The 18,001-nt window shown below is 42.4% G+C and carries 20 protein-coding genes and 1 tRNA gene; 8 read left to right on the plus strand and 13 right to left on the minus strand.

Annotated features, from left to right (window positions below):
- Window positions 1–9: 9 nt before the first annotated feature.
- From MMAH_RS10205 to MMAH_RS01630, 4 genes are read right to left on the minus strand one after another with little or no spacing between them, the layout of a single operon-like run.
- On the minus strand, window positions 10–765 hold the full coding sequence (locus MMAH_RS10205; protein WP_013036803.1) for a prenyltransferase/squalene oxidase repeat-containing protein: 756 nt from the start codon (window positions 763–765) through the stop codon (window positions 10–12).
- Complete coding sequence (locus tag MMAH_RS01620) at window positions 719–1,417, minus strand: DUF169 domain-containing protein (protein WP_013036804.1); 699 nt, start codon at window positions 1,415–1,417, stop codon at window positions 719–721. The genes MMAH_RS10205 and MMAH_RS01620 overlap by 47 nt, the downstream gene beginning before the upstream one ends.
- 34 nt (window positions 1,418–1,451) lie before the next feature.
- Window positions 1,452–2,285, minus strand: a complete 834-nt coding sequence (locus tag MMAH_RS01625; RefSeq protein WP_013036805.1) for an Mrp/NBP35 family ATP-binding protein — start codon at window positions 2,283–2,285, stop codon at window positions 1,452–1,454.
- A 14-nt stretch (window positions 2,286–2,299) separates the two neighbouring features.
- Window positions 2,300–2,605, minus strand: a complete 306-nt coding sequence (locus MMAH_RS01630) for a DUF134 domain-containing protein (protein WP_013036806.1) — start codon at window positions 2,603–2,605, stop codon at window positions 2,300–2,302.
- Between the two features lie 112 nt (window positions 2,606–2,717).
- Between MMAH_RS01630 and MMAH_RS01635 the strand changes: the two genes are divergently transcribed.
- From MMAH_RS01635 to xth, 3 genes are all read left to right on the plus strand, one after another.
- Complete coding sequence (locus MMAH_RS01635) at window positions 2,718–3,833, plus strand: ORC1-type DNA replication protein (RefSeq protein WP_013036807.1); 1,116 nt, start codon at window positions 2,718–2,720, stop codon at window positions 3,831–3,833.
- Window positions 3,834–3,900: 67 nt separating this feature from the next.
- Window positions 3,901–4,383: a LysR family transcriptional regulator gene (locus MMAH_RS01640; protein ID WP_245526239.1), complete on the plus strand. Its 483-nt coding sequence runs from the start codon at window positions 3,901–3,903 to the stop codon at window positions 4,381–4,383.
- Between the two features lie 8 nt (window positions 4,384–4,391).
- A complete protein-coding gene (xth, locus tag MMAH_RS01645) occupies window positions 4,392–5,150 on the plus strand; it encodes an exodeoxyribonuclease III (RefSeq protein WP_083774820.1) in 759 nt (252 codons plus the stop codon).
- 50 nt (window positions 5,151–5,200) lie between these two features.
- Here xth and thsA read toward each other — a convergent pair whose 3' ends face one another.
- From thsA to MMAH_RS01670, 6 genes are all read right to left on the minus strand, one after another.
- Window positions 5,201–6,886: a thermosome subunit alpha gene (gene thsA / locus MMAH_RS01650; protein WP_013036810.1), complete on the minus strand. Its 1,686-nt coding sequence runs from the start codon at window positions 6,884–6,886 to the stop codon at window positions 5,201–5,203.
- A 163-nt stretch (window positions 6,887–7,049) separates the two neighbouring features.
- Window positions 7,050–7,223, minus strand: a complete 174-nt coding sequence (locus MMAH_RS10570; RefSeq protein WP_013036811.1) for a DUF5350 family protein — start codon at window positions 7,221–7,223, stop codon at window positions 7,050–7,052.
- 112 nt (window positions 7,224–7,335) lie between these two features.
- Window positions 7,336–8,232, minus strand: a complete 897-nt coding sequence (locus tag MMAH_RS01655) for a glycine betaine ABC transporter substrate-binding protein (RefSeq protein ID WP_013036812.1) — start codon at window positions 8,230–8,232, stop codon at window positions 7,336–7,338.
- Between the two features lie 70 nt (window positions 8,233–8,302).
- Window positions 8,303–9,199 (minus strand): glycine betaine ABC transporter substrate-binding protein, encoded by an 897-nt coding sequence (locus MMAH_RS01660; RefSeq protein ID WP_013036813.1) that lies wholly within the window; start codon window positions 9,197–9,199, stop codon window positions 8,303–8,305.
- Window positions 9,200–9,251: 52 nt separating this feature from the next.
- Complete coding sequence (locus MMAH_RS01665) at window positions 9,252–10,082, minus strand: ABC transporter permease (protein WP_013036814.1); 831 nt, start codon at window positions 10,080–10,082, stop codon at window positions 9,252–9,254.
- Window positions 10,079–11,227, minus strand: coding sequence for a quaternary amine ABC transporter ATP-binding protein (locus tag MMAH_RS01670; RefSeq protein ID WP_013036815.1), 1,149 nt, complete (start codon window positions 11,225–11,227; stop codon window positions 10,079–10,081). Before MMAH_RS01670 ends, MMAH_RS01665 begins: the two co-directional genes overlap by 4 nt.
- Before the next feature lie 311 nt (window positions 11,228–11,538).
- Here MMAH_RS01670 and MMAH_RS01675 point away from each other — a divergent pair, with 311 nt between their 5' ends.
- Both MMAH_RS01675 and MMAH_RS01680 read left to right on the plus strand, forming a co-directional pair.
- Window positions 11,539–12,792, plus strand: coding sequence for a DNA double-strand break repair nuclease NurA (locus MMAH_RS01675; protein ID WP_013036816.1), 1,254 nt, complete (start codon window positions 11,539–11,541; stop codon window positions 12,790–12,792).
- Window positions 12,785–14,575 (plus strand): ATP-binding protein, encoded by a 1,791-nt coding sequence (locus tag MMAH_RS01680; RefSeq protein WP_013036817.1) that lies wholly within the window; start codon window positions 12,785–12,787, stop codon window positions 14,573–14,575. The genes MMAH_RS01675 and MMAH_RS01680 overlap by 8 nt, the downstream gene beginning before the upstream one ends.
- On the opposite strand, the gene MMAH_RS01685 is transcribed toward MMAH_RS01680, so the two are convergent.
- Window positions 14,576–15,670, minus strand: a complete 1,095-nt coding sequence (locus MMAH_RS01685) for a PAS domain-containing sensor histidine kinase (protein ID WP_172632566.1) — start codon at window positions 15,668–15,670, stop codon at window positions 14,576–14,578.
- 120 nt (window positions 15,671–15,790) lie between these two features.
- Here MMAH_RS01685 and MMAH_RS01690 point away from each other — a divergent pair.
- Both MMAH_RS01690 and MMAH_RS01695 read left to right on the plus strand, forming a co-directional pair.
- Window positions 15,791–15,864, plus strand: a tRNA-Lys gene (locus MMAH_RS01690).
- 183 nt (window positions 15,865–16,047) lie between these two features.
- Window positions 16,048–16,311, plus strand: coding sequence for a DUF3303 domain-containing protein (locus tag MMAH_RS01695; RefSeq protein WP_013036819.1), 264 nt, complete (start codon window positions 16,048–16,050; stop codon window positions 16,309–16,311).
- A gap of 14 nt (window positions 16,312–16,325) precedes the next feature.
- Here MMAH_RS01695 and MMAH_RS01700 read toward each other — a convergent pair whose 3' ends face one another.
- On the minus strand, window positions 16,326–16,874 hold the full coding sequence (locus MMAH_RS01700; RefSeq protein ID WP_157198675.1) for a hypothetical protein: 549 nt from the start codon (window positions 16,872–16,874) through the stop codon (window positions 16,326–16,328).
- A 187-nt stretch (window positions 16,875–17,061) separates the two neighbouring features.
- On the opposite strand from MMAH_RS01700, the gene MMAH_RS01705 reads away from it, so the two are divergent.
- Complete coding sequence (locus MMAH_RS01705) at window positions 17,062–17,232, plus strand: ribbon-helix-helix domain-containing protein (RefSeq protein ID WP_013036821.1); 171 nt, start codon at window positions 17,062–17,064, stop codon at window positions 17,230–17,232.
- Here the strand turns inward: MMAH_RS01705 and MMAH_RS01710 are convergent.
- Window positions 17,222–18,001, minus strand: coding sequence for a sugar phosphate isomerase/epimerase family protein (locus tag MMAH_RS01710; protein WP_013036822.1), 780 nt, complete (start codon window positions 17,999–18,001; stop codon window positions 17,222–17,224). The two genes, MMAH_RS01705 and MMAH_RS01710, sit on opposite strands and share 11 nt — an antisense overlap.

Here is an 18,001-nt window from a genome sequence, read left to right on the forward strand (position 1 = left end):
CCTTCTGCTTTAAGCGTTGATATACAGAGCAAGAGTTATCAGTGACTGTGCAGTAGCCGTAATATCTCCGTTATTTTTACCCCAACTACCATTATCATTCTGTTTTTTCAGTAACCAACGGATCGATTGGTCTATCTCACCTGAGCGACCGGCCATTATCAGTGCCTGCAAAACAAGATTGCTGGTTGCTATGAATTTCCAACCACCGTTTTCCTGCACCCGTGACAACAACCAGTCCGTTTTTTCCCTGATAAAATCAGTGTAGTCTTTTCCTGTCAGTTCTGATTGTTTTATGAGGCAAATTATTATCAAGGCAATCGTACCGGGATGTTCCCATGTACTATCAAAATCCTTTATGATTTTCTGGCATTCGCCGGGACAGGGCACTTCGAGATCTGCAAGGGCAATCAGGGCATAGGTTCTATCATATATATCTTCTAAATTACCATTATTCTGTTTGGTTTTGATATAATGGGTTACTGCAGGATAATAGATTCCCATTGTGGCAAGGGCTGAGGCACCTCTGCAAATTTCCCTGAAAGATTGTGGCCTGTGAATCTCTCTTATTAGGGTGGATGTACGGGTATATCCTCTGCCCCAGTGGTAGCTGGCTGTTGTGCTTCTGGCATATTCCTTGAGGGTCACAGGCTGACTTTCATCCAGCCAATCAAGCCCTCTTCTTGCTGCATCCTTATATTTAATTTCCTTTGCCTGAATCTTACAATCCCCTGGCTTTCTTGATAGGTTTTTTATAGAGTTCTTCAAGATGCTCTACTATATTTTCAAGAATTGGGCCTGGTATTCCCACAAGCATTTCATCCCTGCCTATATCGGTTGTCCTGCGACATCCGAAACATCCCATGGAGTAATTTATATCTCCGGTCTGGATGGGAATTATAGTTGAATCTACGCAGGTGGCCTGGAATGGTGCTGTGCTCATGGTTACCCTTCCTCCCGTTTCAAAAGTAAACGCTGGCACAATCCAGTAAAGGGTTTCGGGAAGATCGATCAAAATCACCACATCGGGTTTAAAGTCAGCCTTTGCAAGAGGACAAACCACTGTTGCCTGCATGCTGCATTCCTCGAATTCCGCTCTCTCCTCTATCATCTTAGCAGCTGCTTGAGGTGTATCGAACATGCCGATTTTGGAGTGGAACTCACCACTTTTAACATTGTCTGGTGTTTCTAAAAGTCCCAGACTGGAACCGCCTACCACGCATGCATGTTTATCTGCCGGTATCACAAGACATTCACCCTTCCTTGCCTTCATGATAGACTGGCAATGACGGGTTTTTTTCTCGGGTTGGTTAAAGTTTGCAGGAACATCTTCGCCCCTTTTAACCAATTTCACGGCTACTGGTTCGTATCTTAGTTGCAGTATTTCCTTGAGTTTGTCACTTATTTCTTTATTTTCCATCAAAATCCCCTGCCCTTAAAAATAAACTGGAAGATTAGTTGAACTTTTCTTCCACAGAACTAACGATTGAATCGAATTTTTCTTTCCAGATGGATTTATCGTCATTGACATATACATCTCCTTTGTCTCCTGTTGATGAAACATCGGGTTCGATAGGCAATGTGGCAAGTATGGGGGTGTTGAAATCTTTTGCAGCCTTTTCTACAGATTCACCGCCGAAGACCTGTATCTCTTCATTGCAGTGGGGGCAGATTACACCGCTCATGTTTTCGACCATTCCGATAACAGGTACTTCCAGCATTTCTGCAAATTTCAGGGATTTCCTGACACTTGTAAGTGCTACGTCCTGGGGGGTTGTGACAACGATGGCACCATCGACCCTGCCCAGCAACTGTACTATGCTTAATGGTTCATCTCCTGTGCCCGGAGGCAGGTCTATGATCAGGTAGTCCAGTACTCCCCAGTCAACTTCTTCAAGGAACTGTTTTATGGCACCCATCTTGGCGGGTCCTCTCCAGACCACGGGGGAATCCGGATCGTCCAGCAATAAACCTATGGACATGACCTTGAGGTTATCTGCAACCTGTACAGGCAGAATACCTTTTTCTCCTACTTCAGGTCTCTGGTCTGCGATACCAAACATTGTGGGAATACTTGGTCCATGAATATCACTGTCAAGCAGCCCTACCTTTTTCCCGCGCCTGGCAAGGGCTGCAGCTAGGTTTGCAGAAACGGTACTCTTTCCTACACCGCCTTTGCCACTCATGACCATGAGCTTGTTTCTTATTCCACGCAGATTCGATACAATTTTTGGTTCTTCAACTTTGGAATTTACCAGACTTTCAGCTGACTGTATATTTTGACTCATTCTAATTACTCCATTTATTCAGTAGTGTAATTTCCGCCTTTGATATCGATGGCCTGTCCTTCAACAAGAGCTCTGGCGACTTTTTTTCTCGCATTTTTCAGTTCTTCCCAGAAAGCTCTTCTGGAAATTCCCATCTCAAGGGCAGCTTCTTCCTGTGTCAGCTCATCCACATCCACAAGTCGGATGGCTTCCAGTTCCTCAAATGCGAGTTCTACTACCTCAACTTCAGACCTTGGTATCCCGCAGGGTTTAAAGCACATAATAGTGGGCTCTGCCCGTATCCTGCGGGGGCATTTTGGTCTTCCTCTCCTGCATTTCATAAGTTAACCAATCACCCATAGGTGAGCAAATATATAAAGGATTCCAAATTGCCCTGCAAAAAAGCTATTATATTTACAGGGGAATTTAATATTAGGTTTAGGAGTCAGGTATATGAAAAATAATATGCTTCTCTGGGATGAGACAATTTTCAGGGATCCCACCGTACTGGAGCTGGATTATCTTCCCGAACAATTTATGCACCGGGATTCCCAGCTACAATCTCTCATCTATAGTTTAAAGCCTGCAGTAAAAGGTATGAGACCTATTAATTGTCTTGTATATGGTCCGCCCGGCACCGGTAAAACCAGTGCTGTATTAAAGGTTTTTGAAGAAATAGAAACACATACATCGGATGTGGTTCTGGTTAAGATCAATTGCCAGATGGATTCCACTCGCTTTGCTGTTGTTTCACGCATATATCGCAAACTTTTCAATATAGATCCTCCGTCTTCGGGGGTAGCCTTCAGGAAACTTTTTGAAAAGATTGTACTGAAACTTATCGAAAAGGACAAGGTAATGGTGGTGTGTCTGGATGATATCAATTATTTATTCCACGGAGGACATGCCGATGAGATCATGTATTCCATATTACGGGCCCATGAACAGTATCCCGGTGTGAAAATGGGTGTTATTGCGATTGTAAGTGATACGGGAAAACTTTACAGGTTTGATCCAAAGGTGAGTTCTGTATTCCTGCCAGAAGAGATTGAATTTCCTTCTTATTCTTATGATGAAGTAGGAGACATCATTTCTTCCAGAATCCAGCTGGCTTTTTATCCGGAGGTAGTGCCGGAGGAAGTCAGGGAAAAAATAGTGAATTATGTCGATTTGACCGGTGATCTGCGTGTTGGTATCGATCTACTCAAGAGATCAGGCCTGAATGCAGAAAAAAGGGCAAGCAAAAACATTTCAGAGGACGATGTGGATAAGGCCTATGAATCATCACGTCTTTTGCATCTGAGGCGTAACATATCATCCCTTTCAGATAATGAAAAAGAGATCCTGCGGCTTGTGGCGGAAAATGATGAAATCAAAGCAGGCGAACTTTACGAACTTTTTACGGGCAATAATGAATTGGGATATACCCGGTTTTATGGGTTGGTGAATAAATTGAAGGATTCGCATTATCTGGATGTTTCGTTTTCGGGTGAAGGTATGCGGGGCAGAACCCGTATTATTCGTCTGAATTATCCTGCAGATGATGTAATAAAATGTATTCGGGGTTGATATTCTGGAAACTCGTACAAAGGTCTGGCTGACACACGAAGGCAAACCTGTGATTGGTGCCGGTAAAGTGCGTCTATTAAAAGTGATAGATGAAGAGAAATCCCTGAAAAAAGCCTGTGAAAAACTCGACATTTCCTATAAACATGCCTGGAATATATTGAAGAAGATGAATTTGAGAATCGGACACGATGTTGTAAGGACTGTCAGGGGAGGTAAGGAGCAGGGTACTTTTCTTACAGAGTATGGAAGGGATCTGATAAATCAATATGAGATGAATCGGGATTATGTTGACAGGATGGTGGAGGAAGAATTATCCTCTGAAAATATGGGTGAGACCAACAATATTCCCGGTAAGGTTAGGAAAGTAGAATCTTCTGATGGAATTTCTCGAACCCAAATTGAAGTTGAGTCTGCAGTATTAACTTCTATAATGGGAGAAAAGGAATTAGGAAATCTGCATCTCGATGAGGGGGATGAAGTAATTGCTACTATTCGGGCTGTCGATATAGATGTTTCTCCTGCGAAATATACTAAATATGGGGGGGAATAAACCTGCGACTGCTTTCCTGGAATGTCAATGGTTTGCGGGCAGTTGCTAAAAAAGGATTTCTGGAATGGTTAACTTCTGAATCACCTGATATTCTGTGTTTGCAGGAGACAAAAGCCCGCCCTTCCCAGCTCCCGCCGAATATCAGGCGCATAGATGGTTACTATAGTTATTTTAGTGCTGCTGAAAGAAAAGGCTATAGTGGGGTTGCCCTTTACAGTAAGGTCCAGCCACAAGAGGTTCGTTATGGTTTTGGTATAAACCGTTTTGACCATGAAGGAAGGATTTTGATTGCCTTTTTTGATCATTTTGTACTTTTTAACATTTACTTTCCCAATGGTAATTCTTCAGATGAGCGGCTTCAGTATAAAATGGATTTCTATGGGGCTTTCCTGGAATATACACAGGAATTAAGACAAGAGGGTTATTCTGTAGTCGTATGTGGAGACTTGAACACCGCACACAAAGCGATTGATATTGCAAGACCTAAACAAAATGAAAAACGCTCAGGCTTTCTTCCTGTGGAAAGGGAATGGATAGATAAGTTTCTCTCTCACGGTTTCCTTGACACTTTCAGGCTTTTCAATGAAGAAGAAGGTAACTATACCTGGTGGGACCTGAAGACCAGAGCAAGGGATCGTAATGTGGGGTGGAGGCTGGACTATTTCTTTGTAAGTGCTGATCTAAAACAGGGTGTAAAAGAAGCCTTTATTTTGAGTGAAGTGACCGGTTCAGATCACTGTCCTGTAGGATTAGAACTGGATTCCTGAATAAAATATAAAAAAGCAGAGCGCAAAAACGCTCTGTAGTAAAAATTACTTTACATTCCGCCCATGCCTGGAGGCATTCCACCCATACCTGGTGGCATTCCGCCGCCCATGCCTGGTGGCATGCCGCCTTCGCCACCGCCGCCTGATGGGGATGGGTTGGAGGATGCAATTACATCGTCGATCCTCAGGATCATGACGGATGCTTCTGCTGCAGCGTTGATTGCCTGTGTCTTGATTCTCAGAGGTTCAACGACACCTGCGTCCCACATGTCAATTACTTTTCCGCTGTAGACATCAAGACCGGCGGTCTTGGCGCCCTTCTCATGGTGGGAGCGAAGTTCTACAAGCATGTCGATCGGGTCAAGACCTGCGTTTTCTGCAAGGGTTCTTGGGATAACTTCAAGGGATTCTGCGAATGCTTTAACTGCCAGCTGTTCCCTGCCGCTGAGGGATGATGCGTAATCCTGCAGTTGGAGGGCCACTTCTACCTCTGGACCGCCTCCGCCGGATACGAGTTTTTCATCCTCTATGGCTACGCCGACTACACGAAGTGCATCATGGAGTGCCCTTTCAATATTGTCGACTACATGTTCGGTTCCGCCACGCAGGAGGATGGATACGGATCTTGGGTTGACACAGCCTGTAATAAAGACCATGTTGTCGCCAGCAATCTTTCTTTCTTCCACGGCTTCGGTCTTTCCAAGGTCATCTGCGGTCATTTCCTCGATGTTGGTAATCAGTTTACCACCGGTGGAACGTACGAGTTTCTCCATGTCACTCTTTTTGACACGTCTGACTGCAAAAATTCCTTCCTTTGCAAGGAAATGCTGTGCCATGTCATCAATACCTTTCTGGCAGAAGACAACGTTTGCACCGCTTGCGACTACTTTATCTACAAGACCTTTAAGCATCTTTTCTTCCTGGTCAAGGAAGGACTGGAGCTGGTCTGGTGAAGTGATGGAGATTTCCGCGTCGACTTCAGTTTCCTTGAGCTCGATGGCACTGTTGATAAGTGCGATTTTTGCATCGGTGACTTTCTTTGGCATGTTGGAATGTACACGCTCTTTGTCAAGGATCATTCCTTCAATGAGTTCTGAATCCTCGATGCTTCCACCGACTTTCTTTTCGACCTTTATGTTGTCAATGTCGATGGTTTCGCCATCAGTCTTGTCAACAATGCTTGCAACGGCGGATACGGCAATTTCGCTGAGTACATCTTTGGAAGCCTCTGCACCCTTTCCTGTCATGGCAGTATTGGAGATGTTAATCAGGGTGTCCCTGTTATCAATTGTAACATCCTGTGCAAGTTCCTTGAGCAATTCGCCAGCTTTCTCAGCTGCCATCCTGTATCCGGATGCGATGATTGTTGGATGTACATCCTGCTCGATCATGTCTTCTGCTTTTTTGAGCAGTTCACCGGTGATCACAGCAGCAGTGGTTGTTCCGTCCCCTACTTCATCATCCTGGGTCTTGGAAACTTCCACGATCATCTTAGCAGCAGGGTGCTCGATATCCATTTCCTTGAGTATGGTCGCACCGTCATTTGTGATCACTACGTCCCCTAGGGAGTCTACAAGCATCTTGTCCATTCCCTTTGGTCCGAGTGTGGTCCTGACAGCTTCAGCTACAGCTTTTGCAGCCATTATGTTGTTGCTCTGGGCATCCCTGCCCCTGGTTCTCTGATTTCCGTCTCTTAAAATAAAAATTGGCTGTCCGCCAGACATCTGTCCTGCCATTACTTTTACCTCCGTATTATATACATCAAATTGATATTCCCTGCATTATACAGGTCGTTTGTACATGTTTGTGGTTCTATATAAACATTGCTGCAAAGGGAATATCCGTTAGCCTATTGAAAATTATATTCTAAAAAAATAATATAATAAAAAGAAAAGAAAATCAGCGAACAATGGCTTTTTGGGATCTTCTTTTGAATCTCCTCTTTGTACCTGCAGAAGAATATCTCTGTGCAGGTGCAGTGTGTGCCTTGTTAGCTTTGGCTTTTTTAACTTTGATTGTGTTGCCTTTACGTCCCTTTATTTTTACCCATTCAATACTTCCGGTTTTGCCCATAATTATCACTCTCTATGATATTGATTATTTGAATATGTGGATTACTTTAGAGGAAATGCTAGTTATTAAAGGTTGCGGAAAAAAAGAAAAAAAGAAGTGAGGATTGTAATCCTCACTGGGTTCCAAGTACTTCATCGTACTTTTCAGGATTCTCGGTAAGCCAGTCAGATGCAGCCTCTTCAGGAGATTGGCCTTCATCGATAGCGATCATTATTGATTCGATATCATTAAGATCCATTTCATAGTTCTGGATAAGCTGGTAGAACTCTGGTCTGTCCTCTTCAAAACCGGGTCTTGTGAGGATGACAAGGTTGTCACTTCCTCCATATATTCCCTTTGGATCTTCAAGGAATTGCAGGCCTTCCATACGTGCGAATGTCCAGTGTGGCCTCCAGAGGGTAGCTACGATCCATTCCTCATTGTCAAGGTTATCCTGAAGTGTTGTGGCCATTCCCACAGTACTGCTGGAATATAATTCATATTCTTCAAGGTTATATTCCTCGAGGGCCTGCTCTGTGGTGACCATTATTCCTGCACCGGGTTCAATACCAGTGATTTTGCCATCGAATTTGCTGGCATTGCCTTTCAGGTCTTCCACGGTGGTAATTCCGGAATCATATACGTAGTCTGGAACAGCAAGTCCAATTTTAGCACCTGAGGACACGACTTGTGCTTTGTTCAGACTGTCTCCGTATTGATCCCAGTATGAAGCCTGGGTTGCAGGTAACCATGCTTGGATAAGGACATCAATGTCTCCCTGTGAGGTTGCCTGGTATAGACCTCCTAAATCTGCGGATACAGTTTCGTATTCATAGCCTCCTTCATCAAGGATATGCAGAAATACATTTCCAGTTGCACGTGAGTCGTCCCACTGGACTACTCCAATTCGTACTGGCTCTTCTGTAGTCTCTTCACTAGGAGTTTCATCGCTCTGGGATGTGCAACCTGCACCGATTAAAGCGATTGCCACTATAAGGCATGCTAATATTTTCAAAAGCTTATATTTCAAACTAATCACCTTTTTTCTCAAAAATTAAATAGATAAAATTATTAAAAACAGGAACAAGGGTTAACTACCCTTATTCAGTTCCAAGCCATTCGTTAACTTTTTCTGGGTTGTCGCTAACCCACTTCTCAGCAGCTTCTTCGGCACTCATACCTTGGTCTATATATGACATGACCTTTTCATTATCGGTAACAGTCCATTTGAATCTGGTGAGTATTTCATATGCCTGAGGTTTGTCTTCTTTAAGACCTGGTCTTGCTATGGTCACAATATCATCTGATCCATAGACATCTTTTGGATCATCCAGATATTTCAAATCCCAGCGTGCAAATGCCCAGTGTGGATTCCACAGAGTTACAATGATTGGTTCTTCATCAGCTATGGCACTTGTAAGTGCGGATGTCATTCCAGGACCACTGCTTGCTTGCAGCGTGTATCCGTCAAGACCGTATTCCTGAATGGCTTCATCTGTTTGTGACATGATACCTGCACCAGGGTCTATACCAGTTATTGTGCCTTCAAACTTTGATTCATTACCTTTAAGTTCGGGAATCGTATCAACATCAACATATTGAGGTACAACCAATCCCGTTTTGACATTTGGTGTATTTACATTGACATTTTCAATCTGGCCACCATATTGTTCCCAGTAGTTCGCCTGGGTGTTTGGTAACCATGCACATACTGAGAAATCAGCATTACCATTTGCAATACCCTGATACATTATACCAGCTGCAACATTATTGAGTTCAACTTCATATCCATCTTTCTGGAATACTTCCTGAACTACATTTGTTGTTGCAACTGCACTTGCCCATTGTACATATGCAATTGTTACACTTTTTTCTTCGGTCTGTGTCTGGTTTCCATCATCAGTATCACCTTCATCTCCCTGCTGGGCACAGCCTGCAGCAAAGAGGGAAAGCACTAATAAAATTCCTACTAAAATTGCTTTATATTTATTATCCATATTTTATATTCCTCCTGTGTTGATTGGATAAAAAGAATGAAGGCTTTAGCACTTATTTTGGGGTAAGGTGCTGTGTAAGCCTGTCAAGTACAATAGCGATTATGACAATTCCAAGCCCTGCTTCGAATCCAAGTCCTATATCAACTCTCTGGATTCCTATCAAAACCTGGTATCCAAGGCCTCGGGCTCCGATCATTGAGGCAATAACGACCATTGAAAGGGCAAGCATTATACATTGGTTTACACCGGCCATTATGGTCTTTAAAGCTACAGGTATTTCCACCTTGATAAGTTTTTGCCATGAGGTTGACCCAAAAGCGTCGGCAACTTCCACAAGTTCTGTAGGAACCTGGGTGATTCCAAGGGTTGTAAGCCTGATTGCAGGGGGCATTGAGAAGACAACGGTTGCAATCATACCTGGCACGTTACCAAGTCCAAAGAAGATAACTGCCGGGATAAGATAAACAAAGGAAGGCATTGTCTGCATAAGGTCCAGAATCGGTCTAAGTATCCTGTAAAGAGTCTCACTCTTTGCCGCAAGTATGCCCAGCGGAATACCTATTATTAGAGCCAGTGCAGCAGACGAAATTACAAGAGCAATGGTCTCCATGGAGTATTCCCAGAGATCCATACTCAGTATTACTATGAATCCAAGGGCAGTACCCAAAGCAAGCTTCCAGTCCTTGCGACCGATTACGTATGCAAGGACTGCTAGCAACACAACAAACAACAGAGGTGGCATTGCCATCAGTACGTCTTTGAAAATATCTATAAAAAATTTAAAGACGCCGCTGAATGCATCAAGGGCAAAGCCAAAAGTATCACTAATCCAGTAGACTGCAGCTTCGACAACACTGCCTAACGGCAACTGTGGTACTATCATTGTTCTGCCTCCTCAACTTGTTCTTCATCTTCAGTGGTCTTAAGTGCAGCAAGAATACTGCCTCTGACAACCACGCCTACAAGTTTATCATTTTCATTAACAATCGCAATTGGCTGATCTGTTTCCGCCCGGATTGATATAAGGTCTTGAAGCGGAGTATCGAGTGTAGTTTTCGGGAACTCCTTTATGATGACATCTTCCATGGTTTTTCCGGCTTTCTGTGCTCGCACTGCATCATCAGCTTTCAGGAATCCCTGAAGACGCTTGGCTTTATCTACCACGTATATGGAGGATATGCCATGCTTTTCCATGAGTTTGAGGGCGACTTGTAGACCGGATTTGAATGATACAACCGGGTCGGGTCTCTTCATTATATTCTCAGCGGTAAGAATCTTTGTCTTATCCACACCTGCAACGAACTTTGAGACATAATCATTCGCAGGGTTTGTAAGAATTTCTTCAGCGGTCCCGATCTGGGCAATTTCTCCATCTTTCATCAGGGCAATACGGTCACCGAGTTTGAGGGCTTCATCCAGATCATGTGATACAAAAACAATGGTTTTCTGCATCTTTTCCTCAAGTTCCAGCAACTCATCCTGCATCTCACTGCGGATAAGTGGGTCAAGGGCGCTGAAAGCTTCATCCATTAAGAGTATCTCCGGGTCTGTTGCAAGGGCTCTCGCAAGTCCTACCCTCTGCTGCATACCTCCGCTCAACTGGGATGGTTTGCTGAACTCATGACCTTTCAGTCCAACAGTTTCGATTGCAACTGCTGCCTTTTCATGTCTCTCATCCTTTGAGAAATCCTGTATTTCAAGACCGTAGGCAACATTATCAATGATAGTTCTGTGTGGCAAAAGAGCGAAATTCTGGAAGACCATACTGATCTGCTTTTCCCTGATCAGCCTGAGTCTTTCACTGGATGCCTTTGTAACATCCTCATCGCTAATAGTTATTGATCCGGATGTGGGTTCAATAAGCCGGTTCAGACAACGCAAAAGGGTTGATTTACCGGAACCGGAAAGGCCCATGAGTACAAAAATTTCTCCTTCATACACGTCAAAACTAACATTATACAGGCCTACTGTCTGGCCAGTCTTGTTGAAGATTTCATCTTTTGAAAGACCTTCTTCAACATAGGACAAAGCTTTTTTTGGTTTTTTACCAAATATCTTTGTTAAGTTGCTAACTACAATTTTCTTCGTTCTTTCTTCAGAAATAAAAATAACCCCTTTATTTTTTAATAGGTTATTTAGTAAAAGATCATGACAATCTTTTTTGTAAATGTACTCTCAATATTAAGCAGGGCATAATCGTTTGGAATTCAAATTAAAAATGGCTTTATTCTTTTTATACTTTATGGTGATAAATATTCTATGAAAAAGTGGCGCTATCTGCTGAAAATTCCAGTCTATGTGAATAATTATATATTGTCAGGCACCTCATTTAACATTAAATGTCGCTTGAACCTATCCATATAAAGGCCATACAAGAAATCGCATCCGGTATTGAAATGGACGTAGATAAGAAAGATGAAGACAGCGATGCTACTAATCTTCTTGATTTTTTGAAAGAACTAAAATACGGCTCCAGAATTGTTTTGAAATCCATCGGGAGGCTATACAGGGGAAAGGTAGACATGGCCCGCATGTCACAATCAAAAGACCCTGTTGAAAGAACTCTTTCTTCTGATAGTGGAAGTACCAACACTTTTCTCTTTGATTCGGGGCTCGCACTGGATTTCTGTCATTGTGCAATGGCTTCCTCACCGACGGACCTTGGCATCCATTCAAAAAGAACAATTGTTGCTGCTACTTATTCCTCTTCTGCAAATGTTACTATTAACACCTCACATGACTGGAAATTATTTGATAGGGGCAATGGAAGAAGTCGCCTGGTAAAAATTGAGGCAGGTCTGCTGGAGACCAGGGAAAAACGCCTCGTTCACAATATTGCTCTTTACCTTTCCGAATCCGAACACATTCTCTGGATGAAAGATATTTTCTCAAAGGGAGATTTTTTCATAATGGATGGGCCCATATACCCTAAACAGTTAATGTACTGGATGGTTGTGCCTTCAGAGGAAGTCAGAATAAGATATGACCCTTCGGCATTGAATATCTTGCAAAACTATATTGACATCATGGATCATTCAATGGATAATAACCTTCCACTGGTAGGATTTGTGAAAAATCCTGAAGATATGCAGATTGTACAAACGCTTAAAAAACAGGAAACGGAACTGGATATACCCTGGCTGGTGGATGCCCAGTTTTTCAAAAATGTCCTCCATCCTTCTGCTGAAGATTCACATAATTGTATTACTTATACAAACTGGTTCATGCAACCCAACCAGTTCTATGAGAATATGCTCCAGACCACAAGTCCTTTGATGGATAGTTCTCTTTCCCACAAGTATGATGCAGAGGATTATGCATTGACATTTTTTGTAATCTATGTTCCTGCTATGAATGTTCTTTTTAAAGTAGAATCTCCTTATGGTTTGACAAAAGATGATGACATGAGGCACCTGATCACACGCAAGGTACTATATGATATTTCAGTAGGCGGTATTCCACCGACTCTCTCCAAGGTGGATTCGATAGCAAAGATACGCAAAAAAGAAAGGAAACAGATTCTGGGGCAGTTCAACAAACTCAGGGTTGATACGAAATACAACGATATACGCTGGAGTGATACAGATGGATAATGATGACGATATACTTGCTTATGCCACAGGTACTAAGGGGGGCAGTGTATCCTCGAGAGAACCGGTTGAAGATTTTGAGGAATATGTTCCTGATACAGTGGATAATCCGGATGAATCATTCTTTGATGATGCGCTGGGTACAATTACAACAGGGATCGATCCTCTGGAAATAACTGAAGCAGGTGCACGACTTACTGGTTACATTACTGCTTCACACAGGCCGAATGTCAGGCTTGGTACATATGTACTGGTTCCCTATGGAGATGAAGATCTGTTTGCAAGGGTCTGGAAGCTGCAGTACCTTCAGGAATTTGAAGTGGATGATGCGACAGAATTGCATTCCAGACGCATGTTAAAGGCCAATAATACCAATGAGATAGATTATAAATTCCTTGCATATCTCGACCCTCTATGTATCCTGTCTCCCGCAAAGGCAGGCCTAATGCGTCGCATGGCCGACAGGCTTCCCCGGCCCAATACTCCAATATTGCCCGTTTCTGAAAAACTCAAGATCCAGACAGGTCTCAACATCCCTACTGAAGGTATTTTTCTGGGACATTTGAGTGTGGGGGGTGAACTTGTCAGGACACATGCTTCTCCTCCAACAGTTGCCTACTACCTGCGTAACGATTATTCAATGGGGGATCCGCTTATGTTCCGTCATATGCTGGTGTGTGGAAGTACCGGTACGGGGAAAACCTTCCTAACAAAGAATATTCTGCGCCAATTCCTAGCATCGGACAACCAGTATCTTGTAAGGGGTGAACAGGGCAGAAAGAAAAACCCGTGTCTTGTGATTATGGACCCGCAGGATGAATATTCCCAGTTGTTTGAGGATAATGCGGAGATAGGATATGCCGACGAAGTAACCTTTGCAGAAGAGGATGTCTTGCACGGGGGACATCAGGATACAAGGACATTCCTGGCAAGTGTGGATGGTCAGTCCTATCCGGGTAAATCCCGTGCACAACAAATGGAATTTACAATTCCTTTCGAACTTGTAAGGAATAATTCCTGGTTGATATCAGCAGCTGAATTGACGGAAAACCAGTATATAGGCCTTGAGCTGTTGCTTGAGGATTATTTCAGGACTCCTGCAAACCATACCTATCAGGGATTTACGGATTTTATTGCAGATGAAGGCACACGTTCTGTTTATGTGGATAGTGGAAAAATCCATGAATCTTCCTATGATGCCATTGTGCGTAAGGTCAAAAACCGCTCATTCAGCAAGGTATTCGACCAGCCGGCAAAACCGATAACCGAAATACTTGATGAGGTTTTCAAGCCGGGCAGGGTCAGTGTTTTTCCGACCGAGTATATAAATAATAGTCGTATAAGAGATCTCATTACTCTCACCTTGATGACAATTGTAGTTGATAACAAACTCAGTACATCAGGCAACGATTCTGTTAAGAAAACCCCTGTATTACTGGCTCTTGATGAAGCACATAGATATCTTTCCGGTGCGATGTCGGCTCATTCCAGACGTATCGTATCCAGATTCGCAGATGCAGCAAGACAGGGGCGCAAGGAGACACTTGGTCTTTTCCTGATTACCCAGGATCCACAGGATATCGATGATACGGTGCTCAAGCAGATAAATAGCCGTATTATTCTTAATCTCTCAAACGACAATGCCATAAATGCATTAAATGTTCCACTGGAATTTGAAAAAAGGATTCCTTATCTTCGCAAGGGGCAGATGATAATTCAGAGTCCGGATAACAGTGATATTGTAGAGGTTACCGGTCTGCATAAATGTGTGGTAAAACACGCCTGATCAGGCACGGGGGATAGTGACCCAGAATACGCTTCCCTTTCTATCTTCCCTGTCTTCAACACCTGTCTGGCCTCCATGTATCTCCATTATCTTTTTTACAATGGCAAGTCCGAGTCCGGTCCCTTTTATGCTGACTGATGATCCTGCCCTTTCGAACCTTTCGAATATTAGTTCTTTTTTATCATCGGGTACTCCCTCTCCCTCATCTATGAAAAGTATCTTCCACATGCCATTATCTTTTATTATATCGATGGTTATTTGGCCTTTTTCAGGTCCGTATTTGATTGCATTTGAAAGGAGATTGGAAAATGCTTCATGGATTGATTTGTGGATGTTTGCGGGATACTCTCCGCTATCATTTATTTTCAGATCGATCTCTTTTTCTTGAATTTCTTCTTTATATTCGTCTGCGACTTTTTTCAGCATCATGGAAAGGTCTGATCTTTCGAATTTGATGTCTGTGAGTGTATCAAGTTTTACAAAAACAGATGCATTTTCAATAAGTTCCAGTATCCGGTTTATGTTTCTGTTGATAGTAAGGGCTATCTTCTTTTTTTCTGCGCCCTCTTCCCTATCTGCCAGCAACTGTGAGTAACCCTTAATTATTCCTGCGGGATTTTTCAGATCATGGCTTACTATATCTCCGAATAACTCTTTGATATGATAATTTTTTTCAAGGCTTTTGGTATATTGTTCTAATCTTTTTTCTGCATCCCTTCTTTCTGTTATATCTCTGATTATAGCCATATCAGCAGGTCTGTTGTTGTGTTCTATGTAAGATGCACTGATCTCTACAGGAACCCTTGATCCTTTTTTGCTGAGCATTTCGGTTTCATATCTTTCAGGGATATCAGGGTCTTTTTTGAGCCTGCGATGATATCGTTCGCTGATCATATTGATGTTTTCAGGAGGAAAGATGTTTTTGAAATCCATTCCCTTAAGTTCTTCAGGTTTATATCCTATAATCTCCCTGAACTTAGGATTTGCAAATATTATGGCCTCATCCTGAATTATTATTATCCCGTCATTACTTTTTTTGACCAGGGTGGAATACATATCCGTAGGATTTTGTTTTGATTTGTCTATTTTTCCCACAATTACTCCCCTCTTCATTTAGCGATAAATTAGTTCCTAATAGTGCTATGTACTGTTTTTGTTTTATCTTTTTGCCGAAACGTATATATTCAGGTAATACCTATGAAGGGCCGCACAAATGGGCCGGTAGCTTAGTCAGGCAGAGCGATGGACTCTTAATCCATAGGCCGAGGGTTCAAATCCCTTCCGGCCCGCCTATTTTTCTTTTCTCATATATATCTAAGAACATAATGCATCTCTTCTTCAGTTTACGAAAAGGCTGAACAACAAAACCTATATACTACTTTCTTAATATTTATTGATAAGGAATGGGGTTCCGTGGGGTTGATAGTTAGCCATCGATCTCATTCCTTGATATAAATGGAGGATTTGAAAATATGTTATATATGGATGTTAGTACATGGGAACCTACTCTCAGTGACAAGGTAATTGAACATTTCAAGGAACTGAAACCACCTGCAGGTATCAATATAATAAAACAGTGGGTTGACCTTACAGGAGGACGTTATTTCATCCTCTACGAATGTGATGATGCAGAAGCCTATGCGGCTTTCAACCTTCCGTGGTCCGATATCTGCGAAATAGACAGTGTTCCTGTGATGGAATCAACTGATTTCATAAAATTGATGTCAAAGCAATAATTTATAAGGGAAGTTCAATCTTCCCCTATAAGTTCTACTTCTTTTTTATCATTGCCGATTTCGATCTCAACAATTCCAGGGTTAAATGGGGTTGTATCATACGTATAACGAATATCCCCTTCAGGACCGGCTCGAATGACCTGTGAGGCTTTTACATCCATCTGGATCGTTTCTGTATTTTCCTGAGCATCCCCACTGATGTTTATATTGAAGGTGCCGGAAGGTACATTTGTGTCTATGTATGTGGCAACTGAATCTTCAGCATCCCTGTGCTGTCGGAAAGGCATTAACATTTTAACGGTAAATGTCATGTTCTTAACAGGCCTTGTCTGGACTTTAAATTCATTTGCCCCTTCTGGAATTTGCACCTTGTGGAAATCATAACTGTATCTGCCGTCATGTACAGCAACCGCAACATTGAATCTCACGATCATGTTTATGCGGGTGTCAGGTTCAGTATTGCCTGTTATTGTAATGTTTTCCCCGGGTTTGAGCCTCTTGTGTGATACGTCCCACTCAATATCGGAGTCCTTTGTGTCTGGCTTTTCTTCGATAGGTTTCAATATAGAGTTTATTATTTTGTAGAAACCCAAAAAAATGTTATATCCGGTTGTTGAAATAGAAAATCCCCCTTATTTTTATAAGCATGATTGAACGTATGCCAATTTATTTCTCAGCCCCGTTTTCAACTAGTTGTTATATGTATTATCAGTTATTATCTTATATAAAATTCACAGGAGAGTGAGATTTATGCCCAAGGTTAGTGTGGATATACCCCAGCAGTTGCTGGATGATCTTAATTGTCACGTAGGGGAAAACAGGAAATTCGTGAGCCAGTCGGATGCTATCCGGACTGCAATACGTAAATTACTGGATAGAATGGATGATGTGGATACAAGGCACGGAAGAGTTAAAGAATAAGATTTGATTTCAAATATTCCATACATTCTGTACCATTTTCCAGATTTTTCATTTCTGTAATGAACAACCCATCATAACCCTCTATCCTGTCAAATATCTTTTTCCAGTCAATACAACCCTTGCCAAGAGGGAGGTGTTCATCCCGTTTTTCATGGTTGTCATGTATGTGGGAATGGATCATTATTTCTCTACAGGAATCCAGAAACTCATCAAGCAGGCCCATTGTATTGGCATGGCCGATATCCAGTGTCATGCCCATATTATCCGAATCAACCTTTTCTATTATTTCCAGTATCTCAGCAGGATATTTTCCGAATATATGAGGCATATCTGGCATATTCTCCAGTGCGAGCATAATTCCTTCTTCCTCTGCAATCGTGCTCATCTCTTTCAGGGATCTTATCGTATTATCCCAGGCTTTTTCGGGATATAATGCTCCTTCAGGAGAGAGATAACCGGGATGGACTACTGCAATTTCAGCAAGACCTGATGCTGTGTGCAGGCACTGTCCCATCTGCCTTATAATTTCTTTATGTATGCCGGGATTGAGGGTTGCAAGGTTTATGTCAGAAAATGGCAGGTGTATTGTGAAGGTTAGGTTTGTTGTATCCTTTATCTGTTGTAGCCTGCCAATGTTTTCAGCAGTAATTTTCTGTTTTCCTTCCTGTACAAGTTCGATTGCTGAATATCCCATCTCTTCCAGTTCATAAGCCCATTCAAGCGGCTTTTCCCCGCTTGCTCTTGCAGAAAACCCGATTGCAGGTGGCAA

It is taken from the genome of Methanohalophilus mahii DSM 5219, from assembly GCF_000025865.1.
Taxonomy (GTDB): Archaea; Halobacteriota; Methanosarcinia; order Methanosarcinales; family Methanosarcinaceae; genus Methanohalophilus; species Methanohalophilus mahii.